This window comes from Dactylosporangium sp. NPDC000244 (assembly GCF_040300725.1).
Lineage (GTDB): Bacteria > Actinomycetota > Actinomycetes > Mycobacteriales > Micromonosporaceae > Dactylosporangium.
The window spans coordinates 407,483-420,478 of sequence record NZ_JBEPEH010000002.1 but is presented as its reverse complement, the minus strand read 5'-3'; the positions used below and the strand labels follow the sequence as shown (position 1 = coordinate 420,478).

Below are 12,996 nucleotides of genomic sequence, written 5' to 3'. Positions count from 1 at the left end.
AACATGGGCGTTGTGCCTGCATTGCAGCGGCCCCGCGTCGGCCACATCCAGTTCCTGAACTGCCTTCCTATCTACTGGGGCCTGATGCGATCGGGTGCGCTGATCGACGTCGACCTGTTCAAGGACTCTCCGGAGCGGCTCAACGCGGCGCTGGTCGCGGGCGATCTCGACATCGGGCCGATCTCGCTGGTGGAGTACCTCCGAAACGCCGACGACCTGCTCCTGCTGCCCGATCTCGCGGTGGGCAGCGACGGCCCGGTCCTGTCCGTGAACCTCGTGTCCACGGTGCCGCTGGAGTCGCTGGACGGCCGCCGGGTCGCGCTCGGCGCCACCTCGCGCACCGGTGTGATGCTCGCGCAGATGTACCTCGAGTCGCACGTCGGCGTCCGCCCCACGTACTTCAACAGCCCGCCCGACCTCGCCCGCATGCTCGACGAGGCCGACGCCGCGGTGATCATCGGCGACGTGGCCCTGCGCGCCATGCACGACGCGCCTCAGCAGGGCTGGCGGGTCACCGACCTCGGTCAGGCCTGGCGCGAGTGGACCGGGCTGCCGATGGTCTTCGCGGCCTGGGCCGTGCGCAAGGACTTCGCCGAGGCGCACCCGGGCCTGGTCAAGGACGTGCACGAGGCGTTCCTCCGGTCTCGGGAGCTGTGCCTGACCGAGCTGGACGAGGTCGCGGCGGCGGCGGCGCGCTGGGAGACGCTGTCGGCCGAGACGCTGGCGACCTACTTCCGCGTGCTGGACTTCTCGCTGGGCGAGCGCCAGGTCGCGGGCGTGCGCGAGTTCGCGCGGCGGGCGGCGGAGCGTGGGGCGGTGCCGGCGCTGCCGTCCGGCGGCCCGGCGTTCTTCGAGGGCTGACCGGGGCCGCGCTGCCCTTCTGGGGGCTGACTTGGCGCGGGCGGCCGCGGGTTCGCGCGGCGAGCGTTGCCGGCGCTGCTCTCCGGCGGCCCGGCGTTCTCCGAGGGCTGACCCGGGGGCGCGGGCGGCCGCGTTCGCGGGGCGAGTGTTGTTGACGCTGCCGTCCCGCTGCTCCGCGTTTCTCTTCGCGGGCTGACTCGCGGTGCGGGCGGGCGCGAGTTCGCGCTGCTCTCCCTCGGCCTGGCGCTCTTCGGGGCTGACCCGGCGCAGGCGGCCCGGTGTTTGAAGGCGGATTCGGTGCTCACGGCGCCCGAAAAGTGCGCTTTGCGAAAAGTCGGGCGCTCCGCATCGCGACTTCTCCGATATATAACCCGACAGGCGATAAGTCCGATATGTCGTGGCGCGCAGCGCCCGACATATCGCGCCAACGCCGAGCGCCCGCATCAAGCCTGCAACTGCTTGGTCACGCTGGAGCAGATGTTCTCGCCGTAGCCCTGCCCCTTCGAGGCCGGGTACACCGTCAGCACGCTCAGCACCCAGTCGCCCCCGATGGCCAGGCAGTTCACGTGCCACTTCCCGTCGCTGCGCGCGATCCACCCGTTCTTCACCGCCGTCCCCGCCTGCTCCGAAGCGGGCAGCGCCGGCGTGATCCCGAACTTCTGATCCTTGGCGACATTGCGCATCTCGTTGAGCAGCCAGTCCGTCCACTTCGGCCCGGCCGCGCGCCCGTCGCCGATGCACGCGCCCATCCGAGCGGCATCACGTGCCGACACGAGGGTCGAGGCCCAGTCGATGTACGCCTTCGAGTCCGTCAGCCCGCAGGTCTGAATCAGCCGCGTGATGCTGGCGTTCTTGCCGTCGAGGCCCCAGAAGTACGAGGCCGCGTCGTTGTCGCTGTTGCGGATCATCTCGCTGAGCTCGGACAGGTTCGACTTGCTCGGATTGGGGTTGCGGCGCAGGTAGTCCGACGCGAGCCAGGCCTTGATCATCGAGGCGGTGCGCTGCGCGGAGTTCGCGTTGTCCGAGCCGGCCATCGCGCCCGTGCGGCGGTCCAGCACGGTCCACGACCAGAAGCCGGTCGCGTCGACGGCGACGGTCGCCGGATGGAGCAGGGCGGGCGGGAGCGCCGGGGCGGTCGGCGGGGCCGGGGCCGCCTTGCGCGTGGGCACCTCGCTGGCCGCCGGGCTCTCGACGGCCGGAGCCGCCGGTGCCGCGTAGTCGGCGGTGGCGCCGAGCAGGTCGCTGCCCCACACGAAGGGCACGCCGACCAGCAGCGCCGCCGCGAACAGTACGAATGCGGTCAGTCCGACACGCTTGCGCATGAGTCGGTAGTCCCTCCCTGGCGGTGCGTGAGATCGAATTCCATCGACCGCCGGTCATGAACAGGTGTTCCCGGTGTTAACACGACGTAAGCGAACGGAATGTTCACCCGGCGTGGGCTATTGCCCACTCATCCTGTCGTTCAACCGAATCACCCGCAGCCCGGACGCGCTCAAAAGTCCCTGGTAGTTGGCTCGATGCGATGTGACACCTTCTTGCCGCTCGTGTCGGAAGCTGTAACACTGAAGGGGTGTACGACGACGAGGTCGACAGCGCCGAGCGCGAGCTGACGAACGAGCGGGTCCTGGTCAAGGACGGCGACCTGCAGGAGTACTTCGACGCGATCGTGGCGGCCGACCAGAAGATCGAGCCGCGGGACTGGATGCCGGAGGCGTACCGCAAGACGCTGATCCGGCAGATCGCCCAGCACGCCCACTCCGAGATCATCGGCATGCAGCCCGAGGGCAACTGGATCTCGCGCGCGCCCACGCTCAAGCGCAAGGCGATCCTGCTGGCCAAGGTGCAGGACGAGGCCGGGCACGGGCTGTATCTCTACGCGGCCGCCGAGACCCTCGGCGTGTCCCGCGAGGAGCTGGTCGAGATGCTGGTCGAGGGGCGCCAGAAGTACAGCTCGATCTTCAACTACCCGACGCTGACCTGGGCCGACATCGGGGCGATCGGCTGGCTCGTGGACGGGGCCGCGATCGTGAACCAGGTCCCGCTGTGCCGCTGCTCCTACGGGCCCTACGCGCGCGCCATGATCCGCATCTGCAAGGAGGAGTCGTTCCACCAGCGGCAGGGGTACGAGATCCTGCACACGCTCTCGCACGGCACCGAGGCGCAGAAGGCCATGGCCCAGGACGCCGTCGACCGCTGGTGGTATCCGTCGCTGGCCATGTTCGGCCCGCCCGACGGCGACTCCACGCACTCCGAGCGCTCGATGGCCTGGAAGATCAAGCGCTTCTCCAACGACGAGCTCCGGCAGCGGTTCGTGGACATGTGCGTCCAGCAGGCCGAGATCCTGGGCCTGCGCCTGCCCGACCCCGACCTGCGGTGGAACGAGCAGGAGAACAGGTACGACTACACCCAGCCCGACTACGACGAGCTGATGCGCGTCATCAAGGGCGAGGGTCCCTGCAACCGTCAGCGGATGGATCACCGCCGGCGCGCCTACGAAGAGGGCGCATGGGTCCGTGAAGCCGCGAGAAAGCACGCCGAGAAGAGGGCCGTCGGTGTCTGAGCCGCTCTGGGAAGTGTTCGTCCGGCCGCGCCGCGGGCTGTCGCACGCGCACGTCGGCTCCCTGCACGCGCCTGACGCCGAGATGGCCCTGCGCAACGCCCGCGACGTCTACACCCGCCGCCAGGAGGGGGTGTCGATCTGGGTGGTGCCGGCGACGGCCATCACCGCGAGCAGCCCCGACGAGAAGGACGCGTTCTTCGAGCCGGCGGCCGACAAGGTGTACCGCCATCCGACCTTCTACGCCGTCCCCGAGGGTGCGGAACACATATGACCAGCCCTATGACTAGCCCGGACATCGCCCTCGAACTCGGCGACGACGCGCTCATCGCGGCCCAGCGCCTCGCCGAGTGGTGCTCGCGCGCGCCCGAGATGGAGGAGGACATCGCGCTGGCCAACATCGCCCTCGACCAGCTCGGCGCGGCCCGGCTCCTGCTCACCTACGCCGGCGAGTTCCAGAACCGGACCGAGGACGACCTGGCGTTCCTGCGCGAGGACCGCGAGTTCCGCAACGCGCTGCTGGTCGAGCTGGACAACGGCGACTTCGCGGTGACCATCGGCAAGCTGCTGTTCCTGGCGGTGTACCAGCGCCTGCGCTACGAGCGCCTGGCCGCCGGAGAGGACGAGCGGCTGGCCGAGATCGGGGCCAAGGCGCGCAAGGAGTCCCTCTACCACGCCGAGCACGCCGCCCTCTGGACCGTGCGCCTCGGCGACGGCACGGAGGAGTCGCACCGGCGCATGCAGTCCGCGGTCGACGCGCTGTGGCCCTACACGCACGAGCTGTTCGAGGGCGAGGCGGCGAGCCTGCGGGATGCCTGGGTGGCCGAGATCACCGAGGTGCTGCGGAAGGCGACGCTGAGCCGGCCGGCCGACGGCTGGGCGCCCTCGGGCGGGCGGCGTGGAGTACACACGGAGGCTCTGTCCAAACTGCTCGCCGAGATGCAGGTCCTGCACCGCGCACACCCCGGGGCGACCTGGTGAGCGCGCGCTCGACGGTGGCCGCGGTGCTCGACCCGGAGCTGCCCGTCGTCACCATCGAGGAGCTCGGCATCCTGCGTGATGTCGCCGAGCGGGACGGGCGTGTGACGGTCACGATCACGCCGACGTACTCCGGCTGCCCCGCGATGGACGCGATCCGCGCCGACATCACCGCGGCCCTGCACGCCGACGGGTACGGCGACGTGCAGGTCGACACCACGCTGACCGAGCCGTGGACCACGGACTGGATCACGCCCGCGGGCCTCGAGAAGCTGGCCGCGGCCGGGATCGCGCCGCCCAGCTCGACGAGAACGCGCCTGACGCTGACCGTGCGCTGCCCCCGTTGCGGGTCGCCCGAGACCGAGGAGCTGTCCCGCTTCGGCGCCACGGCCTGCAAGGCGCTCTGGCGCTGCCGGGCCTGCCGCGAACCGTTCGAGCGCGTGAAGGCGATCTGAGCCGATGACCGTTTCCGAGATCCGGCGGCCGGTAAAGCGGCGGCCCATGTTCCACCGCCTCGCCGTGCTCGACGTCGAGCGGCTGACCGACGACGCCGTGGCCGTCACCTTCGCGGTGCCGGTCGCGCTGCGGGAGCTGTTCGCGTTCCGGGCCGGCCAGCACCTCACCGTCCGGCGGCACGCCGAGTCGGGGGAGGAGATCCGCCGGTCGTACTCCATCTGCTCCACCCCGTCCCGCCTGCGCGACGAGGGCGAGCTACGGGTCGGCATCAAGCGGGTCGTCGGCGGGGCGTTCTCGACCTACGCGCTGTCCGGGCTCGCCCCCGGCGACGAGGTCGACGTGCTGCCCCCGCTCGGGCACTTCACGACCGCGTTCGACCCGGCCCGGGCCCGGCACTACGCGGCGATCGCGGCCGGCTCCGGCATCACCCCGGTGCTCTCGCTGGCCGCGACGGCCCTGGAGACCGAGCCGGACAGCCGGGTCACCGTGGTCTACGGCAACCGGGCGGCCGGCACGGTGATGTTCGCCGAGGAGCTGGCCGACCTCAAGGACCGGTATCGGGAGCGGCTGCACGTGGTGCACGTGCTGTCCCGGGAAGCGCAGGAGTCGCCGCTGCTGTCCGGCCGGCTCGACGAGGCGCGCATCGGCGCCGTCCTCGACGCGCTCCTGCCGGCCGGGACGGTCGACGAGTGGTTCCTCTGCGGGCCGCACGGCATGGTGCTGGACGCGAAGGTCGCGCTGTCCACGCGGGACGTCGATGATTCGGCGGTACACACTGAGCTCTTTCACGTGGACGACGCGCCCCCGGCGGCCCGCCCCGCCGCGGCCCCCGAGGACACCGCGGAGCGCGCGGAGGTCGGCATCGTGCTCGACGGGCGCGCGACGACGTTCACGATGGCGCACGACGAGCGGGTGCTCGACGCGGCGCTGCGGGCGCGGCCCGAGCTGCCCTACGCGTGCAAGGGCGGCGTCTGCTCGACCTGCCGCGCCAAGGTGATCGAGGGCCGGGTCGAGATGGCGCGCAACTTCGCGCTGGAACCCGACGAGATCGCCGCCGGATATGTCCTGACCTGTCAGGCGATGCCGATCACCGACCGGGTCGTGGTCGACTTCGACGTATGACGGGAGTCACACCCATCCGCGTCGACCGCCGCCCCGAATGAGCGGCATGAGACCGGAACAGGAGCTGCCCACGCAGCGGCTCGTCGCGGTGCCCCCGCCCCAAGTTCGCGGGCCGGACGCGAACGAGCTGCTGGCCCGGGTGGCCCGCGGCGACGAGCGGGCCTTCGCCGAGCTCTACGACCTGGTGTCCGCGCGGGTCTTCGGCCTGATCCGCCGGGTGCTGCGGGACCCGGCCCAGTCCGAGGAGGTCGCCCAGGAGGTGATGGTCGAGGTCTGGCGCAACGCCGCCCGCTACGACCCCGGGCGCGGCTCGGCCACCGCCTGGGTCTTCACCATCGCGCACCGCCGGGCCGTGGACCGTGTGCGCTCCGAGCAGGCCGGGGTCGAGCGGGTCCGGCGGGCCGCCGCGGTCAGCGCCGAGACGCCCTACGACGACGTGGTCGAGGCCGCGACCGCCCGCATCGAGCAGCAGCAGGTGCGCCGGTGCCTCGGCACGCTGACGGAGCTGCAGCGCGAGGCGATCACGCTGGCCTACTACGGCGGGAACAGCTATCGGGAGGTCGCGGATCTCCTGGGTACGGCCCTGCCGACGATCAAGACCCGAATGCGCGACGGACTCATCCGCATGCGCGACTGCCTGGGGGTGACGCTCGCATGACCGCCGTGGACATTCACTCGCTCGTCGGCGCGTACGCCCTCGACGCCGTCGACGATCTCGAGCGGGTCGCGTTCGAGCGGCACCTGCGCAACTGCCCGACCTGCGCGGCCGAGGTCGCCGAGCTGCGTGAGACCGCGGCCCGGCTGGCGGAGCCGGTCGCCGAGGCGCCGCCGCCGCGACTGCGGGACTCGGTGCTGGCGCGGGTCGCGCACACGCCGCAGGAGCGTCCGAAGCAGCCGGCGGGGCGGCGCGCGGAGCCCGGCCGCCGGTGGGCCTGGGTCGCCTCCGTCGCGGCCGCCGTCCTGTTCGCCGGCGGCGTGGGCACCGGCACATGGGCGATCACGCGGCAGCACTTCATCAACCAGACCTCGCAGGTCGACGCGGTGCTGGCGGCGGCCGACGCCCGCGCGGTCACCCAGGATGTCGAGGGCGGGAGGATCACGATGATCATCTCGCCGTCCCACGACGCGGCGGTGGCGCTGTTGTCCGACCTCAAGCCGCCGAAGGGCTCGTACCAGCTGTGGATGATCGACGCCACGGCTCGTCCGGTCGGCCTGACGGAGTCGGGCAGTGGCCGCTTCTACATCCGGGGTCTGGCCCCGACCTTCGGTCTGAGCAAGGAACCGAAGGGCGGGTCCAAGACCCCGACCGAGGTCGTCGGGAAGCTAGATCTGCGCTAGCTCGGCCATGTCGTCCGCGGTGGGCTGCCAGTCCGCCGCGGCGGCGTTCGCCGCGACCTGCTCGGCCCGGGTCGCCCCGGCGATGACGCTGGTCACGGCCGGCTTGGCGGCGAGACCGCCGATCGCGACGGTCAGCGGGTCCAGCCCGCGCTCGGCGCCGAACGCGGCCAACCGCTCGATGCGGTCCCAGGGCGCCTCGGCGAGCACGCGCTCCATGCCTTCGCGGGCCAGGCGGGTGCCCGCCGGCGGGGCGTCGCCGCGCCGGTACTTGCCCGTGAGCAGGCCCATCTCGAGCGGGAAGAACGGCAGCAGGCCGAGTCCGAAGCGCTCCAGGGCCGGCACGAGCTCGGCCTCGACCGAGCGGTCGAGCAGCGAGTACCGGTTCTGGGCGCTCACGAACGGGGTCAGGCGCCCGGTCTCGGCGACCCAGGCCGCGTCGGCGGTCTGCCAGCCGGAGAAGTTCGAGTGCCCGATGTAGCGGACCTTGCCCGAGCGGACCAGGTCGTCCAGCGCGGCCAGGGTCTCCTCGATCGGGGTGGCAGGGTCCGGCTGGTGCAGCTGGTAGAGGTCGATGTAGTCGGTGCCGAGCCGGCGCAGCGAGGCCTCGGCGGCGCGCACGATGTAGCGGCGGCCGCCGCGGGCGCCCCAGTCCGGCCCGTGCAGCCCGCGGGCGTCCATGCCGAACTTGGTGGCCACGACCACCTCGTCGCGGTGCTTGCCGAGGGCCGCGCCGAGCGCCTCCTCGGACGCGCCGGGCATGGCGCCGTAGATGTCGGCGGTGTCGAACAGGGTGATGCCGTGGTCGAGGGCCGCCCCGACGACCTCCGCGCTGCTCGCGGCGTCGATCCGGCCGAACTGGTTGCAGCCGATGCCGACCACGGAGACGGTGAGCCCGGAGCGCCCGAGGCGCCGGTAGCGCATATCAGTCACTCCTATGATCCTAGGCACGCCTGCTCGACCGGCCGGGCGAGCTGGGTACGCTCTGGGTGTGACTGCTCCGGTGATCAGCGAGATTCTGCAGCGTGCCGCCGACGGCGGGCGGATCGGCCCGGACGAGGCGCTCCTGCTCTACACGGAGGCGCCCTTCCACGCGCTGGGCGAGGCCGCAGACACGGTGCGCCGCCGCCGTTACCCGGACAACATCGTCACCTACATCATCGACCGCAACATCAACTACACCAACGTGTGCGTCACGGCCTGCAAGTTCTGCGCCTTCTTCCGGGCGCCGAAGCACGCCGAGGGCTGGACGCACAGCACCGAGGAGATCCTGCGCCGCTGCGCGGAGGCGGTCGAGCTCGGCGCGACGCAGGTGATGTTGCAGGGCGGGCACCACCCCGACTACGGCGTCGAGTACTACGAGGAGCTCTTCTCCGCCGTCCACGAGGCCTTCCCCGGCCTGGTCGTGCACTCGATCGGCCCGTCCGAGGTGCTGCACATGGCGAAGGTCTCGGGCACCACGATCGAGGAGGCGATCCTGCGCATCAAGGCGGCGGGCCTGGCCTCGATCGCCGGCGCCGGCGCGGAGATGCTGCCCGAGCGGCCCCGCAAGGCGATCGCGCCGCTCAAGGAGTCCGGCGCCCGCTGGCTGGAGGTCATGACCGTCGCGCACCGCCTCGGCGTGTCCTCGACCGCGACCATGATGATGGGCACCGGCGAGACCAACGCCGAGCGCATCGAGCACCTGCGGCTGATCCGCGAGGTGCAGGACAAGGCGGTCGCCAACGGCTACTCCGTCGAGGCCGACCTCGCCGGGACGGTGGGCGGGTTCCGCTCCTTCATCCCGTGGACCTACCAGCCGGAGAACAACCACCTCAAGGGGCGCACGCAGGCCACGAGCATGGAATACCTGCGGCTCGTCGCGGTCGCCCGGCTGTTCATGGACAACATCCCGCACCTGCAGTCGTCGTGGCTGACCACCGGCAAGGACGTCGGCCAGTTGTCGCTGCACCTGGGCGTCGACGACCTGGGCTCGATCATGCTGGAGGAGAACGTGATCTCCTCGGCCGGCGCCCGGCACCGCTCGCGGCTGACCGAGCTCGTGCAGATGATCCGCGGGGCCGATCGCATCCCGGCGCAGCGGGACACGCAGTACCGCCACCTGCAGGTCCACTGGACCGAGGCGGACGACCCGACCGACGAGCGGGTCCAGTCGCACTTCTCCTCCATCGCCATCCCCGGCGGCGGCACGGGCCGCAGCCTTCCTCTGACTCCGGTGAACTCATGACGCGCGCCAGCCTGGACAAGGAGCCGCACGAGGTTGCGGCGATGTTCGACGGCGTGGCCCGCCGTTACGACCTGACCAACACGGTCCTCTCGGGCGGCCGCGACCGCATGTGGCGCAAGGAGACCCGGCTGGCGCTGGGGCTCAAGCCGGGCGAGAAGGTGCTCGACCTCGGCGCCGGCACCGGGGTCTCGACGCTGGAGCTGAGCCGCTCAGGCGCCTACGCGGTGGGCGCCGACATCTCGGTCGGCATGCTGCAGGCCGGGCAGGCCAAGCGCCCCGAGGTGCCGCTGCTGGCCGCCGACGCGCTGCACCTGCCGTTCGCCGACCAGACGTTCGACGCGGTCACGATCTCCTTCGCGCTGCGCAACATCGCGGACACCGACGCCGCGCTGGCCGAGATGGCCCGCGTGACCAAGCCGGGCGGGCGCCTGGTGATCTGCGAGTTCTCGACCCCGACGTGGCGGCCGTTCCGGGCCGTCTACCAGGGCTACCTGGTGGGCGCGATCCCGCCGATCGCCAAGCGGGTCTCGTCCAACCCGGACGCCTACGTCTACCTGGCCGAGTCGATCAAGGCGTGGCCGGATCAGGCGGGGCTGTCCGCGAAGATCGCCGACAACGGCTGGCGCAAGGTCGCCTGGCGCAACCTCACCGGCGGCGTGGTGGCGCTCCACCGCGGCTTCCGGATCTGAATTCTTTCACGTTCACGCCGCGCGGTTACTCACAATAACCGTGCGGCTACTTGCTGTCGGCGACAAGCTGGGTCAGTGGATCACGAAACGCGCGTCGGGTGGACCGGTCAAGCGTCCCCCCGACCGGGTGAAAAATTAGGGTCGCCTTACCGACAGCGGCGCACTTCACGGTTCTAGACTGCTCCACGGATGACTTTGTGAAGACTTTCACGAGCCGGGCAGAAGCAGAACGGTTGGAGGTGTGACGGCTGTGACCGACACCGGAAAAGACGCGGATGTCATCGTCGTTGGCGCCGGACCGGGCGGGTCGGCCGCGGCGTTTCATCTCGCCCGGCACGGACTGAAGGTCCTGCTGCTGGAGAAGACCGAGTTCCCGCGCGAGAAGGTGTGTGGCGACGGCCTCACCCCGCGCGCGGTGAAGCAGCTGGTCAAGATGGGCATCGACACCACCGAGGAGAAGGGCTGGCTGCGCAACCGCGGCCTGCGCGTCATCGGTGGCGGCGTGCGCCTGGAGCTGGACTGGCCGGAGCTCGCGAGCTTCCCCGACTACGGGCTGACCCGCACCCGCATGGACTTCGACCACATGCTGGCCACGGCCGCGACCGACGCCGGCGCCGAGCTGCGCAGTGGCACGAACGTGACCGGGCCGATCCTCGACCGGACCGGCCGAGTGGTGGGCGTCACTGCCGTCGGGCCGGACCGGGAGCCGCGGGAGTATCGCGCGCCCCTGGTCATCGCGGCCGACGGCGTCTCCGGGCGGTTCGCGCTCGCGCTGGGCATCACCAAGCGCGACGACCGGCCGATGGGCGTGGCCGTCCGGCAGTATTTCCGCAGCGAGACCCGCCACGACGACGACTACCTGGAGTCCTGGCTGGAGCTGCGCAGCCGCGAGTCCGGCGACAAGCTCCTGCCGGGCTACGGCTGGATCTTCGGCCTCGGTGACGGCCGGGTCAACGTCGGCCTGGGCGTGCTCAACAGCAGCGTCGCCTACGGCAAGACCAACTACAAGACGCTGCTCGCCGACTGGCTGGACAACACGCCGGCCGACTGGGGCCTGTCCGACCCGGCGAATGCCGACGGCAAGGCCCAGGGGGCGGCGCTGCCGATGGGCTTCAACCGGGTGCCGCACTACTCCCGGGGCGTGCTCCTCGTCGGCGACACCGGCGGCATGGTCAACCCCTTCAACGGCGAAGGGATCGCCTACGCCATGGAGTCCGGCGAGCTGGCGGCGGAGATCGCCGTCCAGGCGCTGGCCCGGCCGCAGGGCACCGCGCGCGAGCGGGTGCTCGCCAACTACCCGACCGAGCTCAAGGCCCGCTACGGCGGGTATTACCGGCTCGGGAACGTGTTCGTGAAGCTCATCGGCAATCCACAGGTCATGCGGATCGCCACCAAGCACGGCATGCCCCACCCGACCCTCATGCGGTTCGTGCTCAAGCTCCTCGCCAACCTCACGGACCCGCGAGGCGGAGACGCCATGGACCGCGTGATCAACGCGATGACCCGGCTCGCGCCGGCTGCCTGAACCCCAAAGGCACTGGCCAAAGCCGCATTTGGGGTGCCCCGGACGAAGCCGTCCAGGGCTCACCGAATAGTGTTAAACCGCATACAGCTTGAGTGGTCCCCCGGGGCTGAATGCCCCTCGGGCTCGCCGAAAGGACGGAGCAGCACGATGTCGCTCGCGCCGTACGTACCGATTCTTGGGCTCTTCGCCCTCGCCGCCGCATTCGCCTTGTTCTCGGTGGCGGCCGCCCCGTTCGTCGGCCCCCGCCGGTACAACCGCGCGAAGCTCGACGCCTACGAGTGCGGCATCGAGCCGACTCCGCAGCCCGTGGGCGGTGGCCGCTTCCCGGTCAAGTTCTATCTGACCGCGATGCTGTTCATCGTCTTCGACATCGAGATCATCTTCCTCTACCCGTGGGCCGTGAACTTCAACGCGCTCGGCCTCTTCGGGTTCGTGGAGATGGTGCTGTTCATCGTCACCGTGTTCGTCGCGTTCGCCTATGTCTGGCGTCGCGGCGGGCTGGATTGGGACTGAGCCATGGGCATCGAGGAAAAGGTTCCGACCGGCGTCCTGCTGACGACGGTCGAGAAGCTGGTCAACTGGTCTCGCAAGGCGAGCTTCTGGCCGGCCACGTTCGGCCTGGCCTGCTGCGCCATCGAGATGATGGCGACCGGCGCCGCCCGCTACGACCTGGCGCGCTTCGGTATGGAGGTCTTCCGGGCCAGCCCCCGCCAGGCCGACCTGATGATCGTGGCCGGCCGGGTGAGCCAGAAGATGGCCCCGGTCCTGCGCCAGATCTACGACCAGATGCCGGAGCCCCGCTGGGTGCTCTCGATGGGCGTCTGCGCCTCCAGCGGCGGCATGTTCAACAACTACGCGATCGTCCAGGGCGTCGATCACGTCGTGCCCGTGGACATGTACCTGCCGGGCTGCCCGCCGCGGCCGGAGATGCTCATCGACGCCATCCTGCGCCTGCACGAGAAGGTCATGGCCGAGCCGCTGGGTGACCGGCGCCGCCGCATGATCGAGGCCCGGGTCGAGCGCGACGGCGCGCCGGTGGTGGCGCCGGGCGCGATGCCGTCGAGCTACCGCTACGACAAGGTCAAGCGCGCCGAGTGGACCAAGGCCGTGGCCGCGGGCAACGAGGAGCAGCTGCGCATCCAGAAGTGGATGGAAGAGCGGGCGAGCCTGGCGAACCCCGGGAACAAGGGGGCATGAAGTGACTGATGTAGAGCCGGTCGGCGCCCAGCTCGGGTCCGCCGCCCAG

General features: G+C 70.8%; 15 protein-coding genes. 13 read left to right on the top strand and 2 right to left on the bottom strand.

The annotated features are described in order from the left end of the window. The first annotated feature begins 12 nt into the window (after positions 1-12). Positions 13-861 (top strand): MqnA/MqnD/SBP family protein, encoded by an 849-nt coding sequence (locus ABT369_RS04360; RefSeq protein ID WP_497979512.1) that lies wholly within the window; start codon positions 13-15, stop codon positions 859-861. Positions 862-1,304: 443 nt separating this feature from the next. Here the strand turns inward: ABT369_RS04360 and ABT369_RS04355 are convergent, their stop codons facing one another. Next, on the bottom strand, positions 1,305-2,183 hold the full coding sequence (locus ABT369_RS04355; protein WP_350610240.1) for a serine hydrolase: 879 nt from the start codon (positions 2,181-2,183) through the stop codon (positions 1,305-1,307). A 248-nt stretch (positions 2,184-2,431) separates the two neighbouring features. On the opposite strand from ABT369_RS04355, the gene paaA reads away from it, so the two are divergent. Genes paaA through ABT369_RS04320 form a run of 7 tightly spaced genes read left to right on the top strand, consistent with a single transcriptional unit; the run spans position 2,432 to position 7,312 of the window. After that, on the top strand, positions 2,432-3,421 hold the full coding sequence (gene paaA, locus ABT369_RS04350; protein WP_350610239.1) for a 1,2-phenylacetyl-CoA epoxidase subunit PaaA: 990 nt from the start codon (positions 2,432-2,434) through the stop codon (positions 3,419-3,421). Next, positions 3,375-3,692, top strand: coding sequence for a 1,2-phenylacetyl-CoA epoxidase subunit PaaB (gene paaB, locus ABT369_RS04345; protein ID WP_502891696.1), 318 nt, complete (start codon positions 3,375-3,377; stop codon positions 3,690-3,692). Before paaA ends, paaB begins: the two co-directional genes overlap by 47 nt. 8 nt (positions 3,693-3,700) lie before the next feature. Next, complete coding sequence (paaC, locus tag ABT369_RS04340; RefSeq protein ID WP_350610237.1) at positions 3,701-4,399, top strand: 1,2-phenylacetyl-CoA epoxidase subunit PaaC; 699 nt, start codon at positions 3,701-3,703, stop codon at positions 4,397-4,399. Further along, a complete protein-coding gene (gene paaD, locus ABT369_RS04335; protein ID WP_350610337.1) occupies positions 4,393-4,851 on the top strand; it encodes a 1,2-phenylacetyl-CoA epoxidase subunit PaaD in 459 nt (152 codons plus the stop codon). The genes paaC and paaD overlap by 7 nt, the downstream gene beginning before the upstream one ends. A 4-nt stretch (positions 4,852-4,855) precedes the next feature. Continuing rightward, positions 4,856-5,974: a 1,2-phenylacetyl-CoA epoxidase subunit PaaE gene (gene paaE, locus ABT369_RS04330; protein WP_350610236.1), complete on the top strand. Its 1,119-nt coding sequence runs from the start codon at positions 4,856-4,858 to the stop codon at positions 5,972-5,974. A 46-nt stretch (positions 5,975-6,020) separates the two neighbouring features. Further along, positions 6,021-6,632, top strand: a complete 612-nt coding sequence (locus ABT369_RS04325) for a sigma-70 family RNA polymerase sigma factor (protein WP_350610235.1) — start codon at positions 6,021-6,023, stop codon at positions 6,630-6,632. Continuing rightward, positions 6,629-7,312, top strand: a complete 684-nt coding sequence (locus ABT369_RS04320) for an anti-sigma factor (RefSeq protein ID WP_350610234.1) — start codon at positions 6,629-6,631, stop codon at positions 7,310-7,312. The genes ABT369_RS04325 and ABT369_RS04320 overlap by 4 nt, the downstream gene beginning before the upstream one ends. Here the strand turns inward: ABT369_RS04320 and ABT369_RS04315 are convergent. Continuing rightward, complete coding sequence (locus ABT369_RS04315; protein ID WP_350610336.1) at positions 7,298-8,233, bottom strand: aldo/keto reductase; 936 nt, start codon at positions 8,231-8,233, stop codon at positions 7,298-7,300. The genes ABT369_RS04320 and ABT369_RS04315 overlap by 15 nt on opposite strands. A gap of 67 nt (positions 8,234-8,300) precedes the next feature. On the opposite strand from ABT369_RS04315, the gene mqnC reads away from it, so the two are divergent. From mqnC to ABT369_RS04290, 5 genes are all read left to right on the top strand, one after another. After that, on the top strand, positions 8,301-9,536 hold the full coding sequence (gene mqnC, locus ABT369_RS04310) for a cyclic dehypoxanthinyl futalosine synthase (protein WP_350610233.1): 1,236 nt from the start codon (positions 8,301-8,303) through the stop codon (positions 9,534-9,536). Then, a complete protein-coding gene (locus ABT369_RS04305; RefSeq protein WP_350610232.1) occupies positions 9,533-10,225 on the top strand; it encodes a demethylmenaquinone methyltransferase in 693 nt (230 codons plus the stop codon). Before mqnC ends, ABT369_RS04305 begins: the two co-directional genes overlap by 4 nt. 250 nt (positions 10,226-10,475) lie before the next feature. Further along, positions 10,476-11,750 carry a geranylgeranyl reductase family protein gene (locus tag ABT369_RS04300; RefSeq protein WP_350610335.1) on the top strand — a complete coding sequence of 425 codons (1,275 nt, stop codon included), beginning with the start codon at positions 10,476-10,478 and terminating at the stop codon, positions 11,748-11,750. 147 nt (positions 11,751-11,897) lie between these two features. Next, positions 11,898-12,263: an NADH-quinone oxidoreductase subunit A gene (locus tag ABT369_RS04295; RefSeq protein WP_350610231.1), complete on the top strand. Its 366-nt coding sequence runs from the start codon at positions 11,898-11,900 to the stop codon at positions 12,261-12,263. Positions 12,264-12,266: 3 nt separating this feature from the next. Further along, the gene (locus tag ABT369_RS04290) at positions 12,267-12,947 is read left to right on the top strand and encodes a NuoB/complex I 20 kDa subunit family protein (protein ID WP_350610230.1); all 681 of its coding nucleotides are present in this window, start codon (positions 12,267-12,269) and stop codon (positions 12,945-12,947) included. Positions 12,948-12,996: the final 49 nt, after the last annotated feature.

Bases quoted from the DNA above. Each gene is read 5' to 3' on its own strand.
- ABT369_RS04295 (WP_350610231.1), top strand. From the start codon at position 11,898: ATGTCGCTCGCGCCGTACGTACCGATTCTTGGGCTCTTCGCCCTCGCC.
- ABT369_RS04355 (WP_350610240.1), bottom strand. From the start codon at position 2,183: ATGCGCAAGCGTGTCGGACTGACCGCATTCGTACTGTTCGCGGCGGCG.
- ABT369_RS04305 (WP_350610232.1), top strand. From the start codon at position 9,533: ATGACGCGCGCCAGCCTGGACAAGGAGCCGCACGAGGTTGCGGCGATG.
- ABT369_RS04290 (WP_350610230.1), top strand. From the start codon at position 12,267: ATGGGCATCGAGGAAAAGGTTCCGACCGGCGTCCTGCTGACGACGGTC.
- ABT369_RS04320 (WP_350610234.1), top strand. From the start codon at position 6,629: ATGACCGCCGTGGACATTCACTCGCTCGTCGGCGCGTACGCCCTCGAC.
- paaC (WP_350610237.1), top strand. From the start codon at position 3,701: ATGACTAGCCCGGACATCGCCCTCGAACTCGGCGACGACGCGCTCATC.
- paaE (WP_350610236.1), top strand. From the start codon at position 4,856: ATGACCGTTTCCGAGATCCGGCGGCCGGTAAAGCGGCGGCCCATGTTC.
- ABT369_RS04325 (WP_350610235.1), top strand. From the start codon at position 6,021: ATGAGACCGGAACAGGAGCTGCCCACGCAGCGGCTCGTCGCGGTGCCC.
- ABT369_RS04315 (WP_350610336.1), bottom strand. From the start codon at position 8,233: ATGCGCTACCGGCGCCTCGGGCGCTCCGGGCTCACCGTCTCCGTGGTC.